We start from the raw sequence: 26,366 nt of genomic DNA on the forward strand, positions 1-26,366 counted from the left end.
AAGATTAAATATATTCGTATATTTACCTATCATTTTTATTTAATATCATGAAATTTCCAAAATCATTTACACTAAAAAACATTGCATCAATTATAGGATGTGAATATATTGGAAAAGATGACTTTCCAATTTATGGAACTAACGAAATTCACCGCGTAAAAGAAGGAGAAATAGTTTTTGTAGACCATCCCAAATATTATGACAAAGCATTACGCAGCGAAGCAAGTGTAATTTTGATTAATAAAAAGGTTGAATGTCCGAAAAATAAAGCACTCCTTTTATCTGATGATCCTTTCAGAGATTTTAATAAAATCAATGATTATTTTGTAAAATTTACGCCTCAAAATAAGTTAATTTCCGATGACGTTCAAATTGGTACAAACACCGTTATACAACCAGGAGTTTACATTGGTAAACATGTAAAAATTGGCAATGATTGTGTAATTTTTCCAAATGTTACCATACATGATTATACTGAAATAGGTAATAATGTCGTTATACAATCAGGAACGGTACTTGGAGGTGATGGCTTTTATTATAAAAATCGCGGAAGTTATTATGATCGATTGAAATCTGTAGGTAATGTTATAATAGAAGATAATGTTGAAATTGGTTCGAATTGTACCATCGACCGAGGAGTTACGGCTTCTACCATTATCGGTGAAGGTTCAAAATTGGATAATCTCATACAAGTGGGACATGATACCGTTATTGGAAGAAAATGTTTAATAGCATCTCAAGTAGGTATTGCCGGTTGTTGTAATATTCAAGATGAAGTGAGCATATGGGGACAAGCAGGATTTGCCTCATCACTTACCGTGGGAGAAAAAGCTGTGATATTGGCACAATCGGGAGTTTCTAAAAATTTGGAAGCAGGAAAAACTTATTTTGGTTACCCTGCCGAAGAAGCTAAAAAGAAATTAAAAGAAATGGCTACACTCAAAAGATTAGCCAAATAAAAATTGAATTAATTATTCATCTTTAAATTATAGATATGTCTGTTTTGGTTGATAAAAATTCCAAAGTAATTGTTCAAGGATTTACAGGTAAAGAAGGTTCTTTTCATGCAGAACAAATGATTGAATACGGAACCCAAGTGGTTGGAGGAGTAACTCCGGGAAAAGGAGGAACTACCCATTTGGATAGACCTGTTTTCAATACAGTTAAGGAAGCCATCGACCATACAGGGGCTAATACCTCCATCATATTTGTTCCCCCTGCGTTTGCGTCAGATTCGATAATGGAAGCAGCACAAGCCGGAATAAAAGTGATTATATGCATTACAGAAGGTATTCCCGTTGAAGACATGGTTCAAGTTAAAAATTATCTCAAATCGTACCATTGCACATTAATAGGCCCTAATTGTCCGGGAATTATTTCAGCGGAAGAAGCAAAAGTTGGAATCATGCCCGGTTTTATTTTTAAAAAAGGAAAAGTCGGTATAGTTTCTAAATCAGGTACGCTAACCTATGAAGCTGCTGACCAAGTGGTTAAAGCCGGGTATGGGATTTCAACCGCAATTGGAATTGGTGGAGATCCTATCGTAGGAACATCTATTAAAGATGCCTTGCAACTACTTATTGAAGATAAAGATACAGAATGTATTGTTATGATAGGGGAAATAGGAGGTCAACTGGAAGTAGAAGCGGCATTATGGTATAAATCTAATAATAGAACCAAACCTATTGTCGGATTTATTGCAGGAATTACTGCTCCTAAAGGAAGAACTATGGGTCATGCCGGGGCTATTGTTGGAGGAGAAAATGATACAGCACAATCAAAAATGAAAATTATGGCTGAATGCGGTATCCACGTAGTCAACTCTCCTGCAGATATAGGAAAAACGGTAGGCAAAATATTCGTTTAGATTTTTTAGCTTAATTAATAAAATCAATAATTATTTTATGAGAAAAAGTGTTCTTTTATTATTATTAATTCCGATTTTATCTTATTCACAACTAAGATTTGGGGTTAGAGGTACTTTACAAAATACAAGTATTTCAGAGATACATATAAATTCCAATAATAGATATGCAGGATCTATAGGGGTTTTAGCTCAAATACCATTAGATGTTTATAATAGATTTTATATACAACCTGAAATATCATATTCACTACAAGGAGAAAAAGATAAGTTTGATATGTATGGTCACAAAACCAATGCTAAATTTTTTCAAAATTATATAAATATACCAGTTTATTTTAGAGCATATTTTTCAGAATCCGAAAGTGAATTTTTTAGCGAAATTGGACCACAAATAGGAATACTTGTTTATCAAAAAGATAAAGAATTAGAAAAAAAACGATATGGATCCAATCCTAAAAATCTTGATGCTTCTGTAGGAATTGGTTTGGGGTATAGTATAAATAGAAAATCAGAATTTTTTATTCGTTATAATTATGGTTTAATTGATATCTATGATAAATTTTATAAAAGGCAGAATACATCGGTAATTGCTTTAGGTTTTGCCTATATTTTTGATTAACAAAATAAAAAAAATATATTCATGGGATTAATTTTGTTTAATCCCATTTTTTATGGTTATACTTTCTGATTTTTAATACTATTATAATATAATTGGCTTTAGTATAAGTAAATTAAAACTATTAATATACTATATTAAATTTCATACCATTCTAAAAAATTTTATCTAAAATACCGACAGCTTTAAGCTTTATCTATGAAAAATTGTCAGTTATAATATATGACATTTGTGACAGAAAATTTTCAGCTATTATTTTTTTTAATTTGCAACATTTATTTTTAAAATATGTATTATTTAAACTAAAGGACACTTTTTATAAAAATAATATTAATATTTTTATTTATAACAGTTCAATAATTTATATTTTAAATACAATAATTATCACTTTTATATATTGTCTGACCTATATAATAGTCAACTTGATAAAAATTATTGACGATAATAATCCAATAAACTAAGTGAACAAATTATCTCAAATACTATAATAATTAGATTATAAATTGAAACTATTTGTATTAAATAGAAATAAAAAATGGGATTAAAAAATTTGGCTTGAAGTTTGATGTGTGGAAGGAAAAATTAATCATAATATAAATTTTACCTTATGTATTGGACCTTAGAATTAGCGTCTTATTTAAGTGATGCGCCGTGGCCCGCCACAAAAGATGAATTAATTGATTATGCTATCAGAACCGGCGCCCCTTTGGAAGTAGTTGAAAATCTACAGGCAATTGAAGATGAGGGCGAGATTTACGATAGCATTGAAGAAATATGGGCGGATTATCCGACTGATGATGATTTCCTCTGGAACGAAGATGAATACTAATTTATAAGCCCTAGCTCGTTTAGGGCTTTACTTTTCATAGTTCATACTAAAAACGCTTTTTTTTAGTACATTTGTAGGTATAAATTAATTACATATAATGAATATATTAAATTCAGTCCTCAAATTATTTATTGGGGATAAACATAAAAAAGATCTTGCACAATTAAATAAATATCTGGACAAAATTAAAAAGGAAGAGGAAAGTATTTCTTCTTTATCTTTTGATGATCTAAGGTATAAAACCATTGAGTTTAAAGAAAAAATATCTCAAGCAACTTTTGATTTTAAAAATAAAATTTCAGAATTAAAAGAACAAACTCAAAATGTTGATAATATAGACGAAAAAGAGCGATTATATAGTGAGATTGAGAAAATTGAGAAAGAATCCTACGAAGTAGAAGAAAAAATATTAGAAGAAATACTTCCTCAAGCGTATGCTTTAATTAAAGAAACAGCCCGAAGATTTGCTGAAAACAACACTATTACCGTTACAGCCACCGATTTTGATAAAACATTGGCATTAACTAAAGAGTATGTTACCATTGAAGGAGATAAAGCCGTATGGAGAAATTATTGGAATGCGGCGGGTAAAGAAGTAAAATGGGACATGATTCATTATGATGTTCAGTATATAGGGGGAACGGTATTACATCAAGGAAAAATTGCTGAAATGGCAACCGGTGAGGGAAAAACGTTAGTAGGAACACTTCCTATGTATTTGAATGCTCTACCGGGACGTGGAGTTCATGTAGTAACAGTTAATGATTATTTAGCAAAACGGGACTCCGCATGGATGACACCTTTGTTTGAATTTCATGGATTAAAAGTAGATTGTATTGATAACCATCAACCCAATTCTGAATCTCGAAGACAAGCTTATCTTGCTGATATTACTTACGGAACTAATAATGAATTTGGATTCGATTATTTACGTGACAATATGGCAAATTCTCCAAATGACTTAGTTCAAAGAGAACTTAATTATGCCATTGTCGATGAGGTAGATTCCGTTCTAGTAGATGATGCACGTACGCCATTGATTATATCCGGTCCGGTACCTCAAGGAGATAAACAAGAATATCAGGAATTAAAACCGGTTGTTGAAACCATTTTTACGGCTCAAAAAAATGAAATTTCAAAATTATTTCAGGAAGCAAAACAATTAATAGCTTCAGGAGATAAAAAAGAAGGAGGTTATAAATTATATCAAGTATATAGAGGATTACCTAAACATAAGCCTTTAATTAAATACCTTTCAGAAGAAGGGAACAAAGCTATTTTGTTAAAAGCAGAAGCTTATTTTATATCGGATAATAACCGAATGATGCCTGAGGCAGATAAAGATTTATATTTTTCAATTGATGAAAAAAATAATCAGGTGGAACTTACCGATAAAGGAATTGAATTTTTGTCAAAAGGAAATTCCGATCCTAACTTTTTTGTATTAGAAGATTTAGGAACTGTATTTGCCGATATTGAAAATAAAAACTTATCCAAAGAAGAAGAACATAAAGAAAAAGAAGAGTTCTTACGATACTTTGCTATCAAATCCGAACGTATTCATTCTTTAAGTCAATTGCTCAAGGCATATACTTTGTTTGAGAAAGATGTAGAATATGTTGTAATTGACGGGCAAGTTAAAATTGTTGACGAACAGACCGGACGTATTATGGAAGGCCGTCGTTATTCTGATGGATTGCATCAAGCTTTAGAAGCTAAAGAAAATGTAAAAGTGGAAGCAGCAACACAAACGTTTGCTACAATTACTTTACAGAATTACTTTAGAATGTATAATAAATTGGCAGGTATGACCGGTACTGCCGAAACGGAAGCCGGAGAATTTTGGGAAATATATAAATTAGATGTTGTGGTTATTCCTACCAATAAACCTGTTATTAGAAATGATCAACAAGATTTAGTTTATAAAACCAATAGAGAAAAATTCAATGCTGTTTTAAATGAGGTGATACGTTTATCTCAAGAAGATAAAAGACCTGTATTGGTGGGAACTACTTCTGTAGAAATTTCCGAATTATTAAGCAAAGCTTTAAAATTAAGAAAAATACCGCATAATGTATTGAATGCAAAATTACATAAGAAAGAAGCAGACATCGTTGCAGAAGCGGGAAATCCGGGAGTAGTAACTATTGCTACCAATATGGCAGGAAGGGGTACCGACATTAAGTTAACGGATGAAGTTAAAGCCGCAGGAGGGTTGGCTATTATTGGTACGGAAAGACATGATTCTAGACGGGTAGACAGACAGTTAAGAGGTCGTGCCGGTCGTCAGGGAGATCCGGGATCTTCTCAATTCTATGTTTCTCTAGAGGATAACTTAATGCGTTTATTCGGTTCTGATCGAATAGCTAAAATGATGGATCGATTAGGGCATAAGGAAGGAGATGTAATTCAACATTCTATGATCACTAACTCTATTGAAAGAGCTCAGAAAAAAGTTGAAGAAAATAACTTTGGAATTCGTAAAAGATTGTTGGAATATGACGATGTAATGAATAAACAAAGGGAAGTAATTTACAGCAGACGTAAAAATGCTCTATTTGGTGAGAAGTTAAGTATCGACATCGCTAATATGATTTATGATACGGCTGCTTTATTAGTAAGAGACAATAAACAAGATAAAAACTATAAAAATTTTGAATTTGAGTTAGCAACAGTGTTTGCTATGGATACTCCTGTAGATGAAGCAGTGTTTAACAGATTATCTGAAAAAGAACTTGTTGATAAAGTTTTTGAACAAGCAGAAGCTTATTATAAAGAAAAATTAGAAAATACGGCACAACAGTTGTATCCTATCATATCTAACGTCTTTTTAGCAAGAGGAAATTCATTTAAAAATATTTCCGTTCCTTTTACTGACGGCACAAAAGTATTAAATGTAACCACCAATTTAGAAGATGCTTATAATTCTGAAGGAAAAGCTTTATTAAAAGACTTTGAAAAAGGAATTACTTTAGCATTAATAGATGAAAATTGGAAAGAACATTTAAGAGAGATGGATGAATTAAGAAAGTCTGTACAATCAGCCGTTTACGAACAAAAAGACCCGTTGGTTATTTATAAACAAGAATCCTTTGCTTTATTTAGGGATATGTTAGATAAAACCAATAAAGAAATTATCTCTTTCTTGTTCAAAGGAGGTTTACCATCTGAACCTGAAGAATCAAAAATAGAACAAGCTCGTGAAGTAAAACAAAAAGTGGTTGAGAGCAGAGAATTTGTTGAAAATGATCAAAAACAGACTCAAGAAAAGCCGGTTTCCGAACCATTACGAGTAAACAAGATCGGAAGAAACGAAATGGTACATGTACGTAACTTGAGAACCGGAGAAGTTAAATCTTTGAAATTTAAACAAGCGCAAAGTCTTATAGAGGAGGGAAGTTGGATATTGGTTGATCAAGAGGATGAATAACCTATAAAAAATATTAGAAATTTGAGCCGGAATAATAAAAAATTATTATTCCGGTTTTTTATAAAAAAAATTAAAACCTAAATGCATTTAGCATGAAATCATTAGCAGAAATTAGAAACGAGTTTATTAAAAATCTTTCTTCGCAATATACTCTTAAAGAAATAGATATTATTTTTTATGCGTTGGCAGAAACTTATTTGCATAAAGATAAAATTACCTTAAAATTAGGATTGGATGAAATGCAAGAAGATTCTCAAATAAAACCTACACTTTTTCAAACAGCCTTATTTCACTTAATTAGCGGTATGCCTTATCAGTATGTGGTAGGTTATACGGAATTTTACGGCTGTAAAATTTCTGTAAATCCCCATGTGTTGATTCCCAGACCGGAAACAGAAGAATTGGTATCTTGGATTTGTAATGACTTTGAAAATAAAAATGAGGAATTGAATATCATCGATTTATGTTCCGGAAGTGGATGTATTGCTATTGCATTAGCTAAAAACTTAAAAGCAAAGGTATCTGCTCTTGAAATTGATGAAAAGGCGATAAATTTGGCCAAAAAAAATGCAGAAAGCAATCAAGTACAATTAGATTTTATACAGGCTGATTTACTTAATACGGGGCACCTAATAAAGAATACTGAAAAGTATGATATTATTGTATCCAATCCTCCTTATATCAGAGAATATGAAAAAAAAGGTGTGGAGAGTAGGGTAGTCAATTATGAACCATCCAAGGCCTTGTTTGTACCGGACAATGATCCATTTGTTTTTTACAGGAGTATAATAGATTTTTCTCTAAAAAATATGAAACCACAAGGAAGAGTATATGTTGAAATTAATCAAGATTTAGGAGAAAAAACCAGACAACTGTTTTTGGAATACTTTAATTACGTAGAATTAAAACAAGATATTTCCGGAAATTTTAGGATGATTAAGGCTAAAGAGATTGCATCCTAAACAAGTAAATTTTTTATGTAATGTATTATTACTTTAGAAATATAAAAATTAAATTTTAAGATAAAAAATAAGCTTTATTTTATAGAATAATACTTCCTAAACGAGAAAATTTTAATTTTTTATCGGTAACATAGGTTCCTTCTAATTTAATTCCGCTACAGTTTCGGGCGCATATACTGGATTCATTTCCATTTAAAGACCTGCGATAGGTATATATAAAATCATGTGAATTAGGTATATTAATTGAAAATCTTTTATCTTTATAAATGTTTGGTATAAAGGTAATTTTTCCACTTTCAAATGCTTTAGTTAATTCAAATAAATTTAAAAGCGTATGGCTGGTTTCGGAATTATTGCTGTAATGATCATCAAAATAATTTTTATCCTTAGTTGCATCTTTAAATAAGTGATTACTTCTAAAATCAAAGTCAAAAGTACAAGTATATTCCTCTTTGCCAATTTTAATTTTTCTCTCCAATGTATAATCAGAATCTTCCATAATTTTTATATTTTTATAAATATAAGCATATTAATTGAAATATAAGTATATATATTTAAAAATTTATATTTATTATTTTTTATAAATATGTATTAATGCTTAATTAATATAGTAATGAAATTTCTTATTAAAAACTAGGCAGGCGTATGAGTGAAAGTTCCAAATCTTTACCATTCGTAATCACTTGTTTGTAGCGACCTGCCTCTTATTTATATTAACTTTTTATTATGCAAAAAAGACAAGCTGAAGAAAACTCAAATTTATCCAACGAAAACAAAAATCTAAACCCGCAAGAATTTCTGGACTTTCAAAGCTCCAATAGCCGCTGTGGATATTATGTTTACTTTTATGCGATTTGCTCCAACCCATTTTTTTATAATCTTTAACCCATTGTTTTGATAGATATTGTTTTAAGGCTTGAATCCCTTTTTCTTTATAATTTATGGCTATATCTATAATGGTAGAATAACTTTTGTACTCATTTGGCTTCAATTCTACTGAGGTGGTTCTTCCGTCTAGTTCATAATTTATCATAAAGTCAAACAGCTTATCGGGTTTATGTACAATATCTCTTATTTTAACCAATTTTTTAAAATCTTCATCATAAATGTTCAGTAATATTGCTAGGCTAAAAGTGAAAAGTAAAATATCATATTTGTCTTTGCTGTAATAGGGGGTAGGATTTTCTCCATAAAGAAAATCATTTGATGATTTAGTTCCCCTCCCGTTAAGATAAAAAAGTTTAAATAATCTTAATAAAGATCACTTACTTCTTGTTTTCCAAAGCCTATTGAATATTCTGCTTTGAGAAGGTCTATATAATAATTTATAATATTACCTTTTGTTGATTTTATTATTTCATTATTACTTCTTGGGTATTTTTGTATCCCTTTTTTTTCATCTTCTGCTAAACTTTTAATTTCTAACAAATCTTCCTTAATATATTTTTCTTTTTTGATTATAATTTCTTGATACCCTCCAAGGAGTTTAATTTATCTCTTAGTTTCATAATGTTATTTTTCCCAATGCACCATATCGTAAGGGTAGTATTGTTGGTCTTTTAGGGTGGAGTCGTCTAAGCCGAGTATTTTGACCAATGCACCGCTTTCGAAGCTCCAATAGCCTGTATGAACATTCCATTTGCTTTTATGATCATCATGCCAACCCGTATCTGAATGTCCTTTATACCACTCTTTTTGCAGGTATTTTTTTAATCTCTCTAACGCTGCGGCTTTATCTGTTTGGGCCAATGAAATAATGTCTTGTGTTGCTTTATAAGGTCTTGGGAATTCAAACTTTGTTGTTTGTTTGCTCCATTGGGTACAGTTTTGTAAAAAGAAGTCAACCAGATAATCATTGAGACGGTCCCTTTCAACCAAAGATTTTAATTTGTCAAAAATATCTGGTTCTGCCTCCAACATTATACCGATTGATAATATCCAAACCATGAATATATAGCCGGATATTGCTTTCCAACCTTTTTCCATATAAGAAACCGTTATTTTATATTCTTCTATAATGGATGATATGGGTTGCCCCATTGAATATTTGGCAATTAAATTATCATATTGATAAATGAAAATACCGTTGTATACTGATTTTATAATTTCATTATTTGGTTTGGGATATTTTTGGATCCCTTTTTTTTCATCTTCTTCTAAACTTTTTATTTTTAAAAAATCTTCCTGAATATATTTAATATTTTGTTCGATAATTTCTTGATACCCTTCCAGGGAGTTTAATTTATCTCTTAGTTCCATATTGTTATCTCTTTTTTCTGTAAAATTAATTATTTTTTAGTTAAGGCCAAGGGTTGCCAATACTTCCATCTGGTTTTACCCGATAGGTGGTTACCTTGCCGTTTGCATCTACTTTAGATAAAACTTTATCTACTTCCTCATTATATAATGCCTCCCTTATTTCTCTTGCTTTATCTCTACCAACTTGTTCTTCTAACCTTCTAAATCCGTTAATCCAATCATCAGACATTTGAGGACCGTCGGAAGTTTTAGGATTTAGTTTAGAGGAACCATATTTGGCTTCATCAATTACGTATTTAGGCGGTGGGGTGGTATTTTCGTAAATTCCATCGATACCTTTTCTAATTTTATCATCTAATCCGGTTGGGGCATCGTCGCCAATGCGTTTAAGGTTGTAACCTTTATCTTTTAATGCTTTGTTGTTTAATAAGTTATCATTCGAGGCTATTTCGCCAAAATTTCCTTTTTGTTTATTACTAGCTTTTTTGTGTTCAAATTGTTGTTTAATGTTATCAAAATTTCTCTTAGCTTGTTGTAAGGCATCTTCGGCGATTTCATTTGCTTCTTTGGTAATAACTCTAGCAATTTCATTACTTTCATTTTTTACAATAGCTTCGATTGTTTCGCGTGCGGTTTTCTTAGTGACGGCTTCGGCGGTTTCTTTTTCAATATTTTGAGCTACTTTTTTTTCTGTTTGTCTTAATACGTTCTCGCTAATTGATGTCCCTGCTTTTTTGCTGGCTATTTTAACGCTTTCTTTGGCGGTAACTCTGGCTGTACTAGCAACGATAGACCCTCCCATAGTATATCCGGCAGCAATAGTATCGGGAATAAATTCACCAACGGTGGTTCCTATATCTCGAGGATTATTTTCATACCATTTTACTTTATCTTGAGACCATTGCCAGGTGTTTAAGGCTTCTTCTTTCCAGTTATTAGTATCTCTTGCCCAGTTCCATGTGCTATCGGCGGCATTTTTCCAGTTATCTGAATCACTTGCCCAATTCCACGCGTTTACCGTTCTGTCTTTTACTGCTCCTGCGGCATCAACGACCATGCCGCTTAAGCCTTTACCCATGCCTATGGGGTCTTGTCCTACTTGATACAAGACTTCGCCTAAGCCTACTACACCATTAATGGCTCCTTCTGCTAATCCTGTTCTTAAATCGTTGAACCAATCGACTACGTGTGCTACGGGTTGTAGAAATTCGGGTAACCAGCTATCTCGTGCTTTTATGTTTTCTTCTGCTAGGCTTGCTATCCAATCGAACCCTTCTTTGATGTATTCGCTGGGCATTTTCCCTTCGCCTAGCCCATAGGCTACGGCGGAATCTCTTTCAAAGTGAATGGTTATTTTTCCACCTTTTATACAACGGCATGTAGAATCATGCAATAGCATGCGGTTACCGTTGATTTTTACACCGTCTTTGGGGTTATCCCATTTTGAAACTATTGGTATGCAAGTCATTAAACCAACACTACATATTCCCATTGGTAGTATATTAAAATATGGTAACTTATCTGCTTCTGTTGCCATTGGTTGGGAATAGATGGTCGTATTCTCATTATTGGTTACTCTTAGGGTTGAGGGGCTAGTTCCTTTATCACAGGCAAGCCATACGTCTTTAGGTACATATAATTTTGGCATTTTTATTTTATTGTTTTTTCAGTTATAAAAAAACTCGATTGTTGTTGCTGCTTCTTTAGATATTCTTTCATCAATAAGATTCCGTCTTTATGTTCTTTTCTTTTAATAAAAATTTTGTTTTTTTTATTTTTTATACGGGTTAGGAATGAAAGGTTTATAGAGGTTTCAAGTATGGTATCGTCAATATTTAGCTTATTATTGATTGGTACTATTTTGAATCCTCTAACGGTTTTTATGATCTCTCCATCAACAATAATTTCCCAAAACATATTTTGTAACTGTTTGCTATTCATTCCCTTACCTTTTAATAAAAGCAAATAATTACCAGTATATACCACGTCTTTAATTTGATATTTTATTTCTTTTTCCATATATTTTTATTCAAACTTGTCGTAAAAGTGTTTTTTCTTCGCGGTAGATTGAACCGGTAACTTCAAACAAACTCATACACATTCCCTGCGATAACTGACAGTTAAAGCTGTAAAGGTATCTTTCCATATAATTTAATTTTGCAATAGTCGGTACCCTTGGGCGGTTTTTTACTATTTTTATAAGCTCTGTTAATTTATCTTGTTCGAAATTATCTTTATCTATCTCTCCTTTTGCTTCAATAATTATTTTGTTTTGTTCCGGATTGTGTTCATTTATGAATTCTTTTATATATTCATTTGTGATGATAGGGACTTCTTTTACGTTTAGCAAATGAGGTAGTTCTCTATAGCCTAAAGTCTTTTCGGTATCGAATAATGTTTTATTATAAAGTGGGGGAAATAAATATAGGTAAGGATAGGTAAATTTTAGATTTCGTGCAAAATATTGGGCATCATCTACTATTTTTTGGATTCCTTTTATCATAGCTAAAGCGTATTTTGTCTCTTTTTTTTGTTCTTCATATATTCGATTTTTGATTTTGTTCCACCGTTTTCTTACTTGATCTATGTTTTTTACTTGTGCTATCATTCCATTATCATCTGTACTTATAATAAGGTTTTCCTTTAAGGAATGTAACAACTTCACCCATTTGTACATTCCTTTTATATTACTTTGATAGTAATAATTCATCTTTATTCTAAATAGTTTTTCTTTATTAGCTAAAGATCTTAAGGGTTCAACTTCAATTAATGACTCTATATGATTTTCATTTTTCAAAGCATTAAATTGATTTTTTTCTTCTCTTATTAAATGATATTTCCTATTTTCCCAATTATTTTGTTGTAAGATTATTGATTCCATTAAACTTTATTAATTTCAACTTCTACTCCATTTATTTGTGTTGGACCTTTTGATGAACTTTTAAATATTTGAGATTTTATGGTAATATCATTATTTATTTTTATACCAGGTTCAGCTTTTTCTTTTCCAATTTCTGTATCATCGCTTCCTATAATTTTAATTTTTTTACCTTTAATATTTATATTTCCATCTTTATCCATAATTATGGAACTACTACCTGTTTTAAATTCTATTTTTGTATTACAGGATATATTAATATTACCGTTATTATCCATTTTAAGTTTTGCATTTCCATCAGGAACTTCTTCATTTCCTCCAATCGTAATGACTTGCGTAGAGGAAGCGCCTATGGAAGAATTTCCACTACCATCAAAATTCATACTTACAGAACCGGGAGTATCGGTCAATAAGGTACTTCCATCTTTATCATTCAATAATAATTTATTTCCTTTTACTGTTTGCAAACCTTTCATATAATTACCTGCTCCCCCGTGTCCGGATTTACCTCCTCCATTAAACATCGCCCCTAAGCTTACCGGCTTTTCTGCATTTCCGTTCTCAAAACTTACGATTACTTCTTCCCCTATCTCAGGCACTACATGCATTCCTTTGCCTTTTCCTGCATACGGGGTAATTGAACGAATCCAGGGTGTCATACCGTTAAAAGGCTTTTGCCAAGGAAACTGTACCCGAATTCGAGACATTCCTTCCGGGTCGTTATTATCCGTAACCGTAGCCGATTGCTCTTCACACAAAGGAATTGCATCTTCATCCATATATTCAGGAACCATATTGTCCATAGGTACGCCCACCAATTCATTATAATACCCTTCGGTAATATCTTGAGAATGCGTGATTTCTATAATTTTATATCGTTCCAAAGGAACTTCCCCGTCTTTAAAAAGTCCGCTCTTAGGCATCCAGCCTTTAAGCTTAACAATATCTCCCAATCTTAAATTAGGATTATTGGTCTTAGCTTCTAAAAACAGTACATGCTGACGTCTGAGCTTTTGCCTTTCCACGGCTTGGGTTACCTCAATAGAACCTTTTTCCAATAAAGATTGATTGTATAAGGACAAAGGCACCTTAGCGTATATTTTTTCCGAAGCGGTGATAGCATGTTGTTGAAAAGGATTAACAATACTCCATTTAGGAGGAATACTGTCAGAGTCTACCGTATGGTTTTGAGCCCTTTTCGCATCATAACCAACATAGCTGAATTTTTGAGGAACTAATCTCATTTTCAGCTCATAACTGTAGACATCTTTTTCTTCCACCAATTCCACGGTTTTACCTCCCGCTCCTCCAAAAACAATTTGTTGCCCGTTATAATAGAGCCATTCCCCATACCTTGTAGCCAAACGTTTAATAAACTCCCAATCCGATTCACGGTATTGTACCGTATAAAGTAGAGGATCTTTTAACATAGGACGTAAGTCCCAGCTGAGCAAATCCGATTGATATTCTGAAGTAGCCTGTTGAATAATAGCATCCAAACTTTGATTTTCAAAACTTTGGCAATCCAGCCCGTTTTCCAATAAAATAGTAGGAGCATGGCCCTTGATAAAAAGCTTATTATAACCATCCACCTTTTTATTGGAAAGCTCGGTAACAATACCTGAAAAAATATAAGCGGTTTGTCCGTATTGTTTGAGTTGAATAGAAATTTTCTTACCTAAAAGCTCACGAGAATTGGTCATCGGATAAGAATCCCTGTCACCGAAAGCCTCTGCATAACAAGAAATTTCAAAATGGTCATGGTCCGCCATTTTTTGGTTTAGCGTAAGAGTAAAATGACTGTCTCGTAATACTTCGTTACCATCAATAGAAATAGCTGCATAAACAATATGAGAATTTTTAAGTTGAGAAGCTAAATCCCCTCCATATTTAGCAAAAAAATTAGAAGCCATATCTTTAATTTTCTTTTCCAGAGCATCCGGAGGAGTTACACTAAAACAATCGGGAGGTTTAATGGCATCTTCAAGTTTAATGGATCTATCACTACCGGCAACTATATTTTTTTTAAGCATATCAAGCTTATCCGAATGATCGGAAACAGGAGCTGTAAAAGAATTAATTTTTTGATTTACCTTATCGGTAATTTTGGAAGAATCAACTATATTTTTAGTCAAATCTTTAGTGTTAATATTCACCGAATTCTTTTTATCCAAAGGATTCATGGGATTGTAATTTAATTAAGTTAAAAAATAAAAACTAATATTTATATAAAATATGGAGTAAATATAATGATTTTATTTATTTATTAATAATTAAATATTAAAAAATATCTTAAATAAATACATAAAATAATAAATATATATCTATAAAAGCTAATAAAATTAAATAATAGAGTCGATTTATGAGTTTTGAATTTTTTATTAATATCTACACTATAAATATTACATAGATGAAATAATAACTTTTAATGTAATATATTGGAGATGTAGTTTTTAAGAGTAAATACGATTCTTTAATTTAGAATCAACGTAAACATAGGATTTAATTTTATTAATAAAGCTGTATTTTATTTAAAAATGTTAAGTTAATAATTAATATACGTTACTATTGTTATTATAACTATTTGGCACAATTATTTTATTTATAGTAAATAAATAAGTTTAAAAACTAAATCTTTGTCATTACTATTTAGATACAAAAGAGTAGTTTTTATCTGACAAAATTTATTGTAAATTTGAATTGTGAAAAATCAGATTAACATTGCCGATATTCCCGGAATTTCTCAATTAATTAAAGATTATGTAACTAAGGAGGAAAAAACAGCATCTCTTTATGGAAGAAATTTATCGCCTGAATCTTTACTTCTACAGGCTAGAGAAAAAATTACCAATTATAAACACAGGGAAAAGTTAGTTGATGAATTGCAAAGACAGCTAAAAAATTTACAATTGTCTGAAAAGCAAACAATCAATCTAAAAAATCTTAGTTTAGCGAATTCAATAACTATCACAACCGGTCATCAACTAAATTTAATGACCGGTCCGTTATATTTTATCTATAAAATTTTACAGGTAATAAAATTATGTGATACGATGAATGAAAGACAAGAGGAATTTAAATTTATTCCAATTTTCTGGATGGCTACGGAAGATCATGATTTTGAGGAAATAAATCATTTTAATTTTAATAGGGAATTTATAAGTTGGAATGAGAAACATCATGATTATGTAGGTGAAATTTCAACCGGTGGATTAAAAACTGTCCTATCCGATTTTTATGAAGAATTGAAATATTATCCTTTTGGAAAAGATTTAAGAAAGATTATTGAAAAATCCTATTATACAGCGGATAAACTTTCAGATGCCACTCGAATTTTAGTTCATGAATTGTTTAAAGAATATGGTCTATTGTTTATAGATGGAAATACAGAATCTTTAAAAAAATTGTTTATACCTTTTATTAAAGATGATATCAAGGAAAAAAAATCATTTAGAATCATTTCAAAAACAATCGAAAAATTAAAATCGAATCATTATAAAATACAAGTAAATCCGAGAAAAATTAATTTTTTTTATCATAAAAATAAAGAAAGAAACCGTATAGATGAAACCAATGGTAAATATTATATTTTAGGAAGCTGTAAAAATTTTAGTGAAGTTGAAATACTGGAAGAAATAGATAAACATCCCGAAAATTTTAGTCCCAATGCATTAATGAGACCGGTATATCAGGAAGTCATATTGCCTAACGTTGCCTATATTGGTGGAAATGCAGAAATTGCATATTGGATGGAACTTAAAGATTATTTTTCTGAACAAAATATTCCTTTTCCTATATTGGTACCAAGAAATTCCTTTTTATTGATTAATGACAATCAAGAAAAAAGAATGAAAAGACTTTCTTTGAATATCAATCATTTATTTCTTCCTAAAGAACAAACTATTAATAACCTAGTAACGCAAAATTCATCCTATATATTTGATTTTGCAAAGTACGAAAATCGTTTAAAAGATATTTTCGATGATTTAATGAAAGAATCTGCTAATACAGATCCTAGTTGGGAAAATATGATTATGGCTCAAAAGAAAAAGCAGCTCAATGGGTTGGAAAAAATAAACAAACGTTTTTATAAAGCAAATAGATTAAAACATAAAGAAATTGTTTACAATTTTGAAAAATTATATGAAGAATTATTTCCTGAAGGTAGTTGGCAGGAAAGAGTCTATAATTTTTCATTTTATTATGCCACAATGGGATCTGAATTTTTAGCTCGAATATATAATGAAATCAATGAATTTCAAAATATTGTAACAGTATTTAATTTAGAAAAAGGGAAATAAATAATTTAATTACATTTGCAACAAAGTTATTTAGAAATGAAAAAGCAATTTAATACGCTGCTATTATTATTTATAAGTTCCTTGATGCTTTCGCAACAGCAAAAACATACTGTTATGGCGAAAGAAACGCTTTATGGGTTAAGTAAAAAATACAATGTTTCCATTGATGATTTAAAAAAAGTAAATCCTCAATTAAATAGCCGTACGCTTCAGATAGGGGAAATTCTTATTATACCGGATAAAATAGCTTTACCTAAAGCGAAAGAATATTTAACGTCCAACACTGTTAATAACATACAAAATATAGAAAATTCACAAAATTTAGATTATTTTTATATTACCGTTGAGCCTAAACAAACGTTGTACGGATTAAGCAAAAAGTATAATACAACAATTAAAAGCATAAAAGCTCTCAATCCGGCTATGGATAAGAACGGTCCCAAGATTGGTGAAATTCTAAAAATTCCTGCCAATTCCTCATTGGAAAATTCAAATTCTTATAATCATGTTTATAATGAAGATAAACAGGATCAGGAAGAGTTAAAAATAAATAATTCAGATTCAAAAGAAGAAATCAACATAAAAGATAAAAAAGAGTTAACTTCGGTAAAAGATGATCCAATAGAAACTAATAAAAAAGAAAATATTGAAAATCAGAATGATAAAGAGTCAGATATCTTAAGTAAAAATAAATTACCTGAAAATGATTTACAGAATTATGCTAAAGATCAATCATCAAGTCAAGCCGATAGTGAATTTAGAAAAGACGGAGTAAATGTGGTTTTATTTTTACCTTTCCATACCGGAGAATCGACCGTTAATGCGGAAAGGCGTATAGCAACCCAATTTTATTCAGGTGTTAAACTTGCACTGGATTCTTTGACCAATAGAGGAAAAAGAATTCATGTAAAGATATTTGACACAAGTAATGATAATAAATTCAGAGAAATTGTTAATACCTTTGATTTTTCGAATACCAATCTTATAATAGGACCTTTATTTAAATCGAACTTATTGACTCTAGCAGATAAAATTAAAAAAATTCCGATAATTTCTCCATTTTCTTCCAGCGACGACCTAGATAAACACGAAAATTTAATTTTATATAATACAAAAGATCAAATATTAGCTGAGAAAGTAACTGAAGAAATGTTAAAAAAATATTCCAACGAGAAAATATATATAGTATATGATGAGGAACATTTTAAAACGGCTCAATTTATTCAATCATTAATTAAAGATAGAAAAATTAATGCGGAAGTAATTTTAACTAAAAATGCAGAAGATATTAAACCGGATCAGAATTTAGTTACTGAAGAATATAATAAAATTTATGCCCTATTAATTTCAAATCAAGATCCGGTAATAAATAAATATTTGGATACGATCACTAGTTTTGAAACTAATCAAGTACAACCTATTTCTTTATTTTACTCTTCTTTATTTGATAATAAAAAATATGAAGAAAAACTTATAAATTTCGGATTGTTATATTTAGATACTAATTATGTGAATGAATTTGGTTTTAATGAACAAAAAATGATGAATTTATATAAGAACAAATATTGTCATATGCCGGATAAATACGCTATTACCGGTTTTGATGTAACATATGATATTTTAAATCGTGTTGATGAAAAAGGGAATTTATCTAACGCAATTATGAAAGCTGAAAGTAAACAAGTCAGCAATAAATATTCTTTTAGAAGAATAAATAAAAATGGAGCTTGGGTTAATCAAGAAGCTAGAATTATTCAATTATTAAAATAACTTAGAACAAACAAAATTACATTTAACAATAAAATACTTAATATTAAAAAAAATTAATGAATTCATTAGTATTTCCCGGACAGGGTTCTCAGTTCCCAGGCATGGGAAAAGAAATATATGAGAGCAGAGCTGATATTAAAGAAATGATGAACTCTGCTAATGATATATTAGGGTTTAATATCATTGATATCATGTTTAAGGGAACCGAAGAACAACTAAAACAAACAAAAGTAACACAACCTGCAATTTTTATCTATTCCATAGCTTCTGCTAAAGTTAATGAAAATGCCCGAATTGAAATGGTAGCAGGGCATTCCTTAGGAGAATTTTCTGCATTAGTTGGAAATGGAGTCCTGTCTTTTGATAACGGTTTAAAATTAGTTTACGAAAGAGCCTTGGCGATGCAAGAAGCTTGTGAAGAAAATCCTTCTTCGATGGCAGCGGTTATAGGTTTAGATGATGAAACTGTCGAAAAGGTATGTCAGGAGATATCCTCTGAAAATAATATTGTAGTTCCGGCAAATTATAATTGTCCGGGGCAATTGGTTATATCAGGTCATACAGAGGCAGTTAAACAAGCTTGTGAAACTTTAAAAGAAAAAGGGGCTAAAAGAGCAATTTTGCTGCCTGTTAGCGGGGCTTTCCATTCACCACTTATGAAAAGTGCCGAAAAAAGATTAGAAGAAGTTATTCTTAAAACTAAATTTAATACACCTAGTGTCCCAATATATCAGAATTATACCAGTAAAGCAGTTACCAATATTGAGGAGATAAAAGAAAATCTTATTAAACAATTGACCTCTCCGGTAAACTGGACAAAAATAATTCGTAATATGATACAGGATAATTGTTCGGTATTTACAGAAACCGGTCCCGGAAAGGTTTTACAAGGATTAATTAAAAAAATTGACAGTTCCGTTGAAGTTTCCTCACTTTCCAACTAAAAAAAATTTAATAGAATATAAAGAAGAGATCTTATATAAGATCTCTTTTTTTATGACGAATATTTTTTAACGATAAATCTTTAACTTTTTTAAACAAAAAGATTTTAAATCTTTATATAATATCACCATTTAGAATTTATGTTTATAAAAATTTTTAAAATAGATTAAACAAAAATTCATTAGAGGTTTATACGGATATAATTAATTTGCTTTAGTAAAAGCTATAATTAAACATTTAATTTAATTTATCTATCATTTTTAGTTTATATAGAATGTTAAACATATATTAAATAAACTGTTTCGATTTTGCGGTAATCTGTAACATTTAGTAGTTAAATTATACAAATTAGTAACTACAATTGCAAACGACATGATTTCATTGAAAAACATACATAAGTATTATGACATAGGTCATAATAAATTACATGTATTAAAAGGAATTAATCTGGAAATAGGAGAAGGAGAAATGGTTGCTATTATGGGATCTTCCGGATCAGGTAAATCTACCTTATTAAATATTCTTGGAATATTGGATTATGCTGACGAAGGAGAATATCTATTAGATGGGGTTAAAATTGAAAAAGATTTAAGCGAATCAAAAGCAGCAGATTACAGAAATAAATTTTTAGGCTTTGTTTTCCAGTCCTTTAACTTGATAAGCTTTAAAAATGCTATGGAAAATGTCGCACTTCCTTTATATTATCAAAAAGTAAAACGTTCTCAAAGAAATTCCAGGGCCATGGAATATTTAAAAAGGGTAGGATTGGATGATAGAGCAGATCATATGCCTAATGAATTGTCGGGTGGACAAAAACAAAGGGTGGCAATTGCTCGCGCATTAGTAACACATCCTAAAGTTATTTTAGCCGATGAACCTACAGGAGCGCTTGACAGTCAAACCACTTATGACGTAATAAAATTTTTACAAAAAATTAATAACGAAGGAAAAACTATTTTAATAGTTACACATGAACCCGATGTGGCGAAACAATGCAAAAGGGTAGTTCATTTAAAAGATGGTATAATTGAAAGGGATGAATTTATTAATCAAGAAGTTTTAGTATAATTTATTAACTATGTTTAATATAGATCGCTGGCAGGAAATATTTTATTCCATCAAGCAAAATAAATTAAGAACTTTTCTTTCGGGTTTTACAATATCATTAGGATTATTTATCTTCATTATACTTTTCGGTTTTGGAAATGGTTTAAAAAATGGCTTTTCACAAGCCTTCATATTGGATTCCTCCAGTACAATTAATATTATTCCGGGAAAAACAACCGAAGCATATTTAGGTTTACAACAAAACAGGGATGTTACCCTTAAAAATGAAGATCTTGAACTCGTAAAAAAAGAATTTAATGAAAATTTAGAATTTAAAACGGCAACCATCACACAGCCTGAAAATGTTTCTTACAGAACATCCTCAGGAATCTATACAGTTCAAGCAACTTATCCGGATAAGCAATATATTGAAAAAGCCATTATTACATCAGGACGTTTTTTAAATCAATCAGATATAATAAACAAAACTAAATTTGCCGTTATAGGCCGATTGGTAGAAAAAGATATTTTTAAAAATGAAAAAGCCTTAGGTAAATATATAAATATAGGCGGAATCAATTATAAAGTGGTTGGTATATTTTACGATGAAGGAGGGGATAATGATGAAAGAATAATATACATCCCTATATCCACTTTACAAAGTCTCAAAAAAAGTACAGATCATGTAAGCCAGATAGATGTGGCTTATCTATCGGACATGAAACCTAGCGTAGCTGTTAAATTAGGAGATGAGATTGAAAGAACTTTACGCTCCAAACTTAAAATTTCACCCACAGATAAAACCGGTTTGGTTATTCGAAACCGAGCCCAAAATATGGAAGATACCTACTCGTTTTTCACAGTGATTTCTTCTTTGGTTATGTTTATAGGATTTGGTACCATTATGGCCGGAATTATCGGTATTAGTAATATTATGGTTTATATTGTAAAAGAAAGGACAAAAGAAATAGGAATTAGAAAAGCCTTAGGAGCAAAACCATTCAGTATTGTATGGCTTATATTGCAAGAATCTATTTTCATTACAGTTATTTCCGGAATATCGGGTGTTATTTTAGGTAGTCTAGCTCTTTATTTTATAGGTAATAACCTTTCCACCTATCTTATAGTAGATCCTTCGGTAAGTAAAGAATTATTAATTTTTGCAACGGTATCCTTAATAACATTTGGTACGGTAGCAGGATTTATTCCGGCAAGAAAAGCTGCAAAAATAAAACCTATAGAAGCCTTAAGTTCAGATTAAACTATTTATTGAAATTTAATATCTTATACAAATGCAAATTTTAGATAGAGAAACATGGGTTGAAATTTACCATACTCTCAGCAAAAATAAGTTGCGTACCATTTTAACAATGATCGGTGTGGCATGGGGAATGTTTTTGTATGTATTTCTTTTGGGAGCTGCTAAAGGCGCTGAAAATGGTTTTTATAAAATATTTGACGGATATGCAACCAACAGTATATTTCTTTGGGGAGGATCTACAGGCGAACCTTATAAAGGATACCCAAGAGGAAGGGACTTAGCCATACATTTGGATGATGTAGAATATTTGAAAAAACAAGTTCCTGAAATTGATTTTGTAGTACCTAGAAATGCTGCTTCCTCAGAACAAAGTGTTATAAACAGAAAAAATAAAAGTAAAAATTTCACCGTATTTGGTGATTTTGCTTCAGTATCCAAAGTACAAAAGAAACAATTGATTACAGGAAGATTACTTAATGAAGAAGATGATGTTCAGAAAAAAAAGGTTGCGATAATCGGTAAAGAGGTATATGAACAATTATTCAATAATAAAGAAAATGCTATAGGTGAATATATCAAAATTAACGGAATTTATTTTCAAGTAGTAGGAGTTTACAGAAATCCAAATTCTGGATTTTTACAGGAAGATGTCGTATATATTCCTTTCAATACCTATCAGAAAATATACAATCAAGGAAATAAAGTAAATTGGATGGTAATTTCCATTAAACCGCAATTCAATGTTAATGTGGTCGAAGAAAAGATCAAAACAGCTTTAAGAAAAAAATACGATGTAGCTCCTACAGATGAAAAGGCTTTCGGTGCTTGGAATTTTGCTGAGAACTTTAGAAAATTAACCAATTTCTTAAAAGGGTTGCAAATCCTTACTTGGTTTGTGGGAGGATTAACCATTCTTGCCGGGGTAGTTGCTATTTCCAATATTTTATTAATAACAGTGAAAGAAAGAACCTTGGAAATAGGTATCCGTAGAGCATTAGGAGCTAAACCGGGTGAGATAAGATCACAAATACTTATGGAAAGTGTGTTTTTAACTGTCTTTTCCGGTCTACTCGGTTTCATATTAGGAGTATTACTTTTAATAGGAATGAGTTCATTTATGGGCGATGCCAATCCTAAATTTCCGTTCTATAATCCAACCGTAAATATTTGGAATGTATTAGCAGCCTTGTTTTTAATGGTAAGTTTAGGTTTGTTTATTGGACTTATACCGGCCCAAAGAGCAGTACAAATAAAACCGATTGAGGCTTTGCGAACAGAATAATAGTCATATAAATTAGTTTAATTTTGGAAATTATGACTTTATCTAAAAAATCAGATAAGTGATAAGACACAAAAGCAAATGCAATAGGATTTTCAAATTTTGAAAATCCTATTTTTATATCTAGTAATATAATTTTTTTAAAAAATTTTAATAAAATACTACCTTTGTAGTCATTCTCAAAAAATAACAATACATGTCAGAAATTACAGCAAAATATTCTCCTAAAAACGTTGAAGATAAATGGTATAAATTTTGGATGGATAACCACTTTTTTCATTCAGAACCGAATGAGAAAAAACCGTATACTATTGTAATTCCTCCCCCTAATGTAACCGGTGTATTACACATGGGACATATGCTTAATAATACAATTCAGGATGTATTAATAAGACGTGCCCGAATGTTGGGATATAATGCTTGCTGGGTTCCCGGAACAGATCATGCTTCCATAGCCACTGAGGCCAAAGTAGTTAACAAGCTAAAAGAACAGGGAATTAGTAAATTTGACATAGGAAGAGAAAAGTTTTTAGAACATGCATGGGAATGGACTCACACACATGGTGGTATCATATTAGAACAATTAAAAAAATTAGGTTGTTCTTGTGATTGGGATCGTACTAAATTTACCCTTGACGGCGATCTATATAATTCAGTAATTAAATGTTTCGTGGATCTTTATAATAGAGGATATATTTATAAAGGGAACAAGATGATTAATTGGGATCCGGAAGCGAAAACCAATATATCAGATGAAGAAGTAATTTATAAAGAACATAACGGAAAACTATATTTTTTGAGGTATAAAGTAGCTCATGAAGACCATTATGTAATCGTAGCTACCACAAGGCCGGAAACTATATTCGGAGACACCGCTCTTTGTATAAATCCTAATGATGAGCGTTATCAATTTTTAAAAGGAAAGAAAGTTATAGTACCGATCTGTAACAGAGAAATACCGGTCATTGAGGATGAATACGTAGATATGGAATTTGGAACGGGAGTTTTAAAAATAACTCCTGCTCATGATGTCAATGATTATAACTTGGGCAAGAAGCACCAATTAGCTACCATTGATATTTTTAATGATAATGCAACACTAAATGATAATGGATTGCATTATAAAGGAAAAGACAGATTCATAGTTCGTAAGGAAATAACTAAAGAGCTTAAAGAAAAAAATCTTCTTGAAAAAGAAGAAAATTATGTAAATAAAGTGGGAACTTCTGAACGAACCGGAGCAGTTATTGAGCCTAAAATATCAGTACAGTGGTTTATGAAAATAAAGGATTTTGCTAAACCGGCTCTTAATGCAGTATTAAATGAAGAGCTTAAACTGTATCCGGATAAGTTCGTTACTACTTACAAAAATTGGTTGGAAGACATTCATGATTGGAATATCTCACGTCAGCTTTGGTGGGGACATAGAATACCTGCTTATTATTATGGAGAAGGCGAAAATGATTTTGTAATTGCAGAAACAAAAGAAGAGGCTCTAAAGTTAGCTCAAGAAAAAAACTCATCCATCACACCCGAAACCTTACGACAAGAAGAAGACGTATTAGATACCTGGTTTTCTTCCTGGTTATGGCCTATTTCAGTTTTCAACGGAATCAATGAACCGGATAATAAGGAAATTAATTATTATTATCCTACCCAAGATTTAGTTACCGGACCGGATATTATATTTTTCTGGGTTGCCAGAATGGTAATGGCAGGATATGCTTTCAGAAATGAAAAACCTTTTTCTAACGTTTATTTCACCGGAATTGTACGAGATAAATTAAGAAGGAAAATGTCTAAGCAGCTTGGAAATTCTCCGGATCCTTTAAAATTGATTGAAGAATACGGAGCAGATGGTGTACGAGTAGGGGTATTATTAAGTTCGTCTGCCGGAAATGATCTTATGTTTGATGAAGATTTATGTTTACAAGGGAGAAATTTTTCAAATAAAATTTGGAATTCTTTCCGTTTAGTACAATCTTGGAATGTAGATTCATCAAAACCTCAAACCATTGAAAGTAAAGAAGCTATATCTTGGCTAAATAATAAAATAGCTAAAACAGTTACTTTAATAAATGGAGATTTTGAAAAATATCGAATTTCCGACGCTTTAATGAATATTTATAAACTCATTTGGGACGACTATTGCTCTTGGTATTTAGAAGCTGTTAAACCCCCATTTGGTGAAGATATTGATGAAAAAACTTATATAGAAACAATAGCGATTTTAGAAGACCTGTTAAAATTGCTGCATCCGTTCATGCCATTTATCTCTGAAGAGATTTGGCAAACAATTAAAAAAAGAGAAATACAAGAAAGTCTTATTATCACTTCCACAGTCTCTGAAAACGCATATAATGAATCCATTATATCCAATTTTGAAGTAACCAAAGAAATTATTTCAAGAATTAGAAATTTCCGTTCTGAAAAAGGCCTTTCACCCAAAGAATCGTTAACGCTTATAGTTAAATCATCCGATAAATTGGAAAATATTGCTACCATAAAAAAATTAGCTAATATTTCACAAATAAAGAATCAATTGAATGAAAATGAGCCATCTTATACTTTTTTAGTTGGTAAATTGGAATTTGCCATACCTTTTACACAAACAATCGATACAGAAGCAGAAAAAGCAAAAATATTGGAAGATATAGCTTATTTAGAAGGATTTTTAAAAAGCGTAAATGCAAAACTGTCTAATGAAAAATTTGTGAATGGAGCTCCTCAAAAAGTAGTCGAAATGGAAAGAAAGAAGCAATCTGATACACTGGAAAAATTAACTATTTTAAAAGAGAGCTTAAAAAAGTTATAAGACTAGCTATTTTTATCAAATTTTAGTTTACAGAAAGAAATAAAACTATTGAAACATTTATAAATGATTTATTTGAATTAATAAGTAAATAGGACAAGTCCTATCAATTA

General features: G+C 30.8%; 21 protein-coding genes. 13 read left to right on the forward strand and 8 right to left on the reverse strand.

Features of this window, described 5'->3' with window-relative positions; translation table 11 throughout:
* Positions 1 to 47: 47 nt before the first annotated feature.
* The 6 genes from GFV00_RS00570 (at position 48) to prmC (ending at position 7,704) form a co-directional block, all read left to right on the forward strand.
* Positions 48 to 959: a UDP-3-O-(3-hydroxymyristoyl)glucosamine N-acyltransferase gene (locus tag GFV00_RS00570; protein ID WP_105297764.1), complete on the forward strand. Its 912-nt coding sequence runs from the start codon at positions 48 to 50 to the stop codon at positions 957 to 959.
* Between the two features lie 35 nt (positions 960 to 994).
* Positions 995 to 1,867: a succinate--CoA ligase subunit alpha gene (sucD, locus tag GFV00_RS00575; RefSeq protein WP_160556733.1), complete on the forward strand. Its 873-nt coding sequence runs from the start codon at positions 995 to 997 to the stop codon at positions 1,865 to 1,867.
* A 37-nt stretch (positions 1,868 to 1,904) separates the two neighbouring features.
* Complete coding sequence (locus GFV00_RS00580; RefSeq protein ID WP_160556732.1) at positions 1,905 to 2,486, forward strand: porin family protein; 582 nt, start codon at positions 1,905 to 1,907, stop codon at positions 2,484 to 2,486.
* A gap of 604 nt (positions 2,487 to 3,090) precedes the next feature.
* Positions 3,091 to 3,312 (forward strand): DUF2795 domain-containing protein, encoded by a 222-nt coding sequence (locus tag GFV00_RS00585; RefSeq protein ID WP_055424695.1) that lies wholly within the window; start codon positions 3,091 to 3,093, stop codon positions 3,310 to 3,312.
* A gap of 97 nt (positions 3,313 to 3,409) precedes the next feature.
* The gene (gene secA / locus GFV00_RS00590) at positions 3,410 to 6,742 is read left to right on the forward strand and encodes a preprotein translocase subunit SecA (RefSeq protein WP_160556731.1); all 3,333 of its coding nucleotides are present in this window, start codon (positions 3,410 to 3,412) and stop codon (positions 6,740 to 6,742) included.
* Positions 6,743 to 6,834: 92 nt separating this feature from the next.
* Positions 6,835 to 7,704 carry a peptide chain release factor N(5)-glutamine methyltransferase gene (gene prmC / locus GFV00_RS00595; RefSeq protein ID WP_160556730.1) on the forward strand — a complete coding sequence of 290 codons (870 nt, stop codon included), beginning with the start codon at positions 6,835 to 6,837 and terminating at the stop codon, positions 7,702 to 7,704.
* A gap of 79 nt (positions 7,705 to 7,783) precedes the next feature.
* Here prmC and GFV00_RS00600 read toward each other — a convergent pair whose 3' ends face one another.
* The 8 genes from GFV00_RS00600 to GFV00_RS00635 all read right to left on the reverse strand — a co-directional run bounded on the left by GFV00_RS00600 (position 7,784) and on the right by GFV00_RS00635 (position 15,024).
* Positions 7,784 to 8,203, reverse strand: a complete 420-nt coding sequence (locus GFV00_RS00600) for a hypothetical protein (protein WP_160556729.1) — start codon at positions 8,201 to 8,203, stop codon at positions 7,784 to 7,786.
* Between the two features lie 225 nt (positions 8,204 to 8,428).
* Positions 8,429 to 8,788, reverse strand: coding sequence for a PoNe immunity protein domain-containing protein (locus GFV00_RS00605; protein ID WP_160556728.1), 360 nt, complete (start codon positions 8,786 to 8,788; stop codon positions 8,429 to 8,431).
* 167 nt (positions 8,789 to 8,955) lie between these two features.
* A complete protein-coding gene (locus tag GFV00_RS00610; RefSeq protein ID WP_160556850.1) occupies positions 8,956 to 9,195 on the reverse strand; it encodes a PoNe immunity protein domain-containing protein in 240 nt (79 codons plus the stop codon).
* 21 nt (positions 9,196 to 9,216) lie between these two features.
* Positions 9,217 to 9,963: a PoNi-like cognate immunity protein gene (locus tag GFV00_RS00615; RefSeq protein ID WP_160556727.1), complete on the reverse strand. Its 747-nt coding sequence runs from the start codon at positions 9,961 to 9,963 to the stop codon at positions 9,217 to 9,219.
* 40 nt (positions 9,964 to 10,003) lie between these two features.
* The gene (locus GFV00_RS00620) at positions 10,004 to 11,611 is read right to left on the reverse strand and encodes a PAAR-like protein (RefSeq protein ID WP_160556726.1); all 1,608 of its coding nucleotides are present in this window, start codon (positions 11,609 to 11,611) and stop codon (positions 10,004 to 10,006) included.
* Positions 11,612 to 11,613: 2 nt separating this feature from the next.
* Complete coding sequence (locus GFV00_RS00625; protein WP_160556725.1) at positions 11,614 to 11,982, reverse strand: hypothetical protein; 369 nt, start codon at positions 11,980 to 11,982, stop codon at positions 11,614 to 11,616.
* A 10-nt stretch (positions 11,983 to 11,992) separates the two neighbouring features.
* On the reverse strand, positions 11,993 to 12,844 hold the full coding sequence (locus GFV00_RS00630) for a hypothetical protein (protein WP_160556724.1): 852 nt from the start codon (positions 12,842 to 12,844) through the stop codon (positions 11,993 to 11,995).
* A complete protein-coding gene (locus GFV00_RS00635) occupies positions 12,844 to 15,024 on the reverse strand; it encodes a type VI secretion system Vgr family protein (RefSeq protein ID WP_160556723.1) in 2,181 nt (726 codons plus the stop codon). Before GFV00_RS00635 ends, GFV00_RS00630 begins: the two co-directional genes overlap by 1 nt.
* A 519-nt stretch (positions 15,025 to 15,543) precedes the next feature.
* Here GFV00_RS00635 and bshC point away from each other — a divergent pair.
* The 7 genes from bshC (at position 15,544) to GFV00_RS00670 (ending at position 26,256) form a co-directional block, all read left to right on the forward strand.
* Positions 15,544 to 17,142, forward strand: a complete 1,599-nt coding sequence (gene bshC / locus GFV00_RS00640) for a bacillithiol biosynthesis cysteine-adding enzyme BshC (RefSeq protein WP_160556722.1) — start codon at positions 15,544 to 15,546, stop codon at positions 17,140 to 17,142.
* Between the two features lie 36 nt (positions 17,143 to 17,178).
* Positions 17,179 to 18,912: a LysM peptidoglycan-binding domain-containing protein gene (locus tag GFV00_RS00645; protein WP_160556721.1), complete on the forward strand. Its 1,734-nt coding sequence runs from the start codon at positions 17,179 to 17,181 to the stop codon at positions 18,910 to 18,912.
* A 56-nt stretch (positions 18,913 to 18,968) separates the two neighbouring features.
* Positions 18,969 to 19,856, forward strand: coding sequence for an ACP S-malonyltransferase (gene fabD, locus GFV00_RS00650; protein WP_105297757.1), 888 nt, complete (start codon positions 18,969 to 18,971; stop codon positions 19,854 to 19,856).
* Between the two features lie 370 nt (positions 19,857 to 20,226).
* A complete protein-coding gene (locus tag GFV00_RS00655; RefSeq protein ID WP_105297756.1) occupies positions 20,227 to 20,922 on the forward strand; it encodes an ABC transporter ATP-binding protein in 696 nt (231 codons plus the stop codon).
* 10 nt (positions 20,923 to 20,932) lie between these two features.
* Complete coding sequence (locus GFV00_RS00660) at positions 20,933 to 22,162, forward strand: ABC transporter permease (RefSeq protein WP_160556720.1); 1,230 nt, start codon at positions 20,933 to 20,935, stop codon at positions 22,160 to 22,162.
* Between the two features lie 31 nt (positions 22,163 to 22,193).
* Complete coding sequence (locus tag GFV00_RS00665) at positions 22,194 to 23,444, forward strand: ABC transporter permease (RefSeq protein WP_160556719.1); 1,251 nt, start codon at positions 22,194 to 22,196, stop codon at positions 23,442 to 23,444.
* A gap of 193 nt (positions 23,445 to 23,637) precedes the next feature.
* On the forward strand, positions 23,638 to 26,256 hold the full coding sequence (locus GFV00_RS00670) for a valine--tRNA ligase (RefSeq protein WP_160556718.1): 2,619 nt from the start codon (positions 23,638 to 23,640) through the stop codon (positions 26,254 to 26,256).
* Positions 26,257 to 26,366: the final 110 nt, after the last annotated feature.

Source organism: Apibacter sp. B3935 (assembly GCF_009827705.1).
GTDB lineage: Bacteria > Bacteroidota > Bacteroidia > Flavobacteriales > Weeksellaceae > Apibacter.

Bases quoted from the DNA above. Each gene is read 5' to 3' on its own strand.
- GFV00_RS00570 (WP_105297764.1), top strand. From the start codon at position 48: ATGAAATTTCCAAAATCATTTACACTAAAAAACATTGCATCAATTATA.
- sucD (WP_160556733.1), top strand. From the start codon at position 995: ATGTCTGTTTTGGTTGATAAAAATTCCAAAGTAATTGTTCAAGGATTT.
- GFV00_RS00580 (WP_160556732.1), top strand. From the start codon at position 1,905: ATGAGAAAAAGTGTTCTTTTATTATTATTAATTCCGATTTTATCTTAT.
- GFV00_RS00585 (WP_055424695.1), top strand. From the start codon at position 3,091: ATGTATTGGACCTTAGAATTAGCGTCTTATTTAAGTGATGCGCCGTGG.
- secA (WP_160556731.1), top strand. From the start codon at position 3,410: ATGAATATATTAAATTCAGTCCTCAAATTATTTATTGGGGATAAACAT.
- prmC (WP_160556730.1), top strand. From the start codon at position 6,835: ATGAAATCATTAGCAGAAATTAGAAACGAGTTTATTAAAAATCTTTCT.
- GFV00_RS00600 (WP_160556729.1), bottom strand. From the start codon at position 8,203: ATGGAAGATTCTGATTATACATTGGAGAGAAAAATTAAAATTGGCAAA.
- GFV00_RS00615 (WP_160556727.1), bottom strand. From the start codon at position 9,963: ATGGAACTAAGAGATAAATTAAACTCCCTGGAAGGGTATCAAGAAATT.
- GFV00_RS00620 (WP_160556726.1), bottom strand. From the start codon at position 11,611: ATGCCAAAATTATATGTACCTAAAGACGTATGGCTTGCCTGTGATAAA.
- GFV00_RS00625 (WP_160556725.1), bottom strand. From the start codon at position 11,982: ATGGAAAAAGAAATAAAATATCAAATTAAAGACGTGGTATATACTGGT.
- GFV00_RS00630 (WP_160556724.1), bottom strand. From the start codon at position 12,844: ATGGAATCAATAATCTTACAACAAAATAATTGGGAAAATAGGAAATAT.
- GFV00_RS00635 (WP_160556723.1), bottom strand. From the start codon at position 15,024: ATGAATCCTTTGGATAAAAAGAATTCGGTGAATATTAACACTAAAGAT.
- GFV00_RS00645 (WP_160556721.1), top strand. From the start codon at position 17,179: ATGAAAAAGCAATTTAATACGCTGCTATTATTATTTATAAGTTCCTTG.
- fabD (WP_105297757.1), top strand. From the start codon at position 18,969: ATGAATTCATTAGTATTTCCCGGACAGGGTTCTCAGTTCCCAGGCATG.
- GFV00_RS00655 (WP_105297756.1), top strand. From the start codon at position 20,227: ATGATTTCATTGAAAAACATACATAAGTATTATGACATAGGTCATAAT.
- GFV00_RS00660 (WP_160556720.1), top strand. From the start codon at position 20,933: ATGTTTAATATAGATCGCTGGCAGGAAATATTTTATTCCATCAAGCAA.
- GFV00_RS00665 (WP_160556719.1), top strand. From the start codon at position 22,194: ATGCAAATTTTAGATAGAGAAACATGGGTTGAAATTTACCATACTCTC.
- GFV00_RS00670 (WP_160556718.1), top strand. From the start codon at position 23,638: ATGTCAGAAATTACAGCAAAATATTCTCCTAAAAACGTTGAAGATAAA.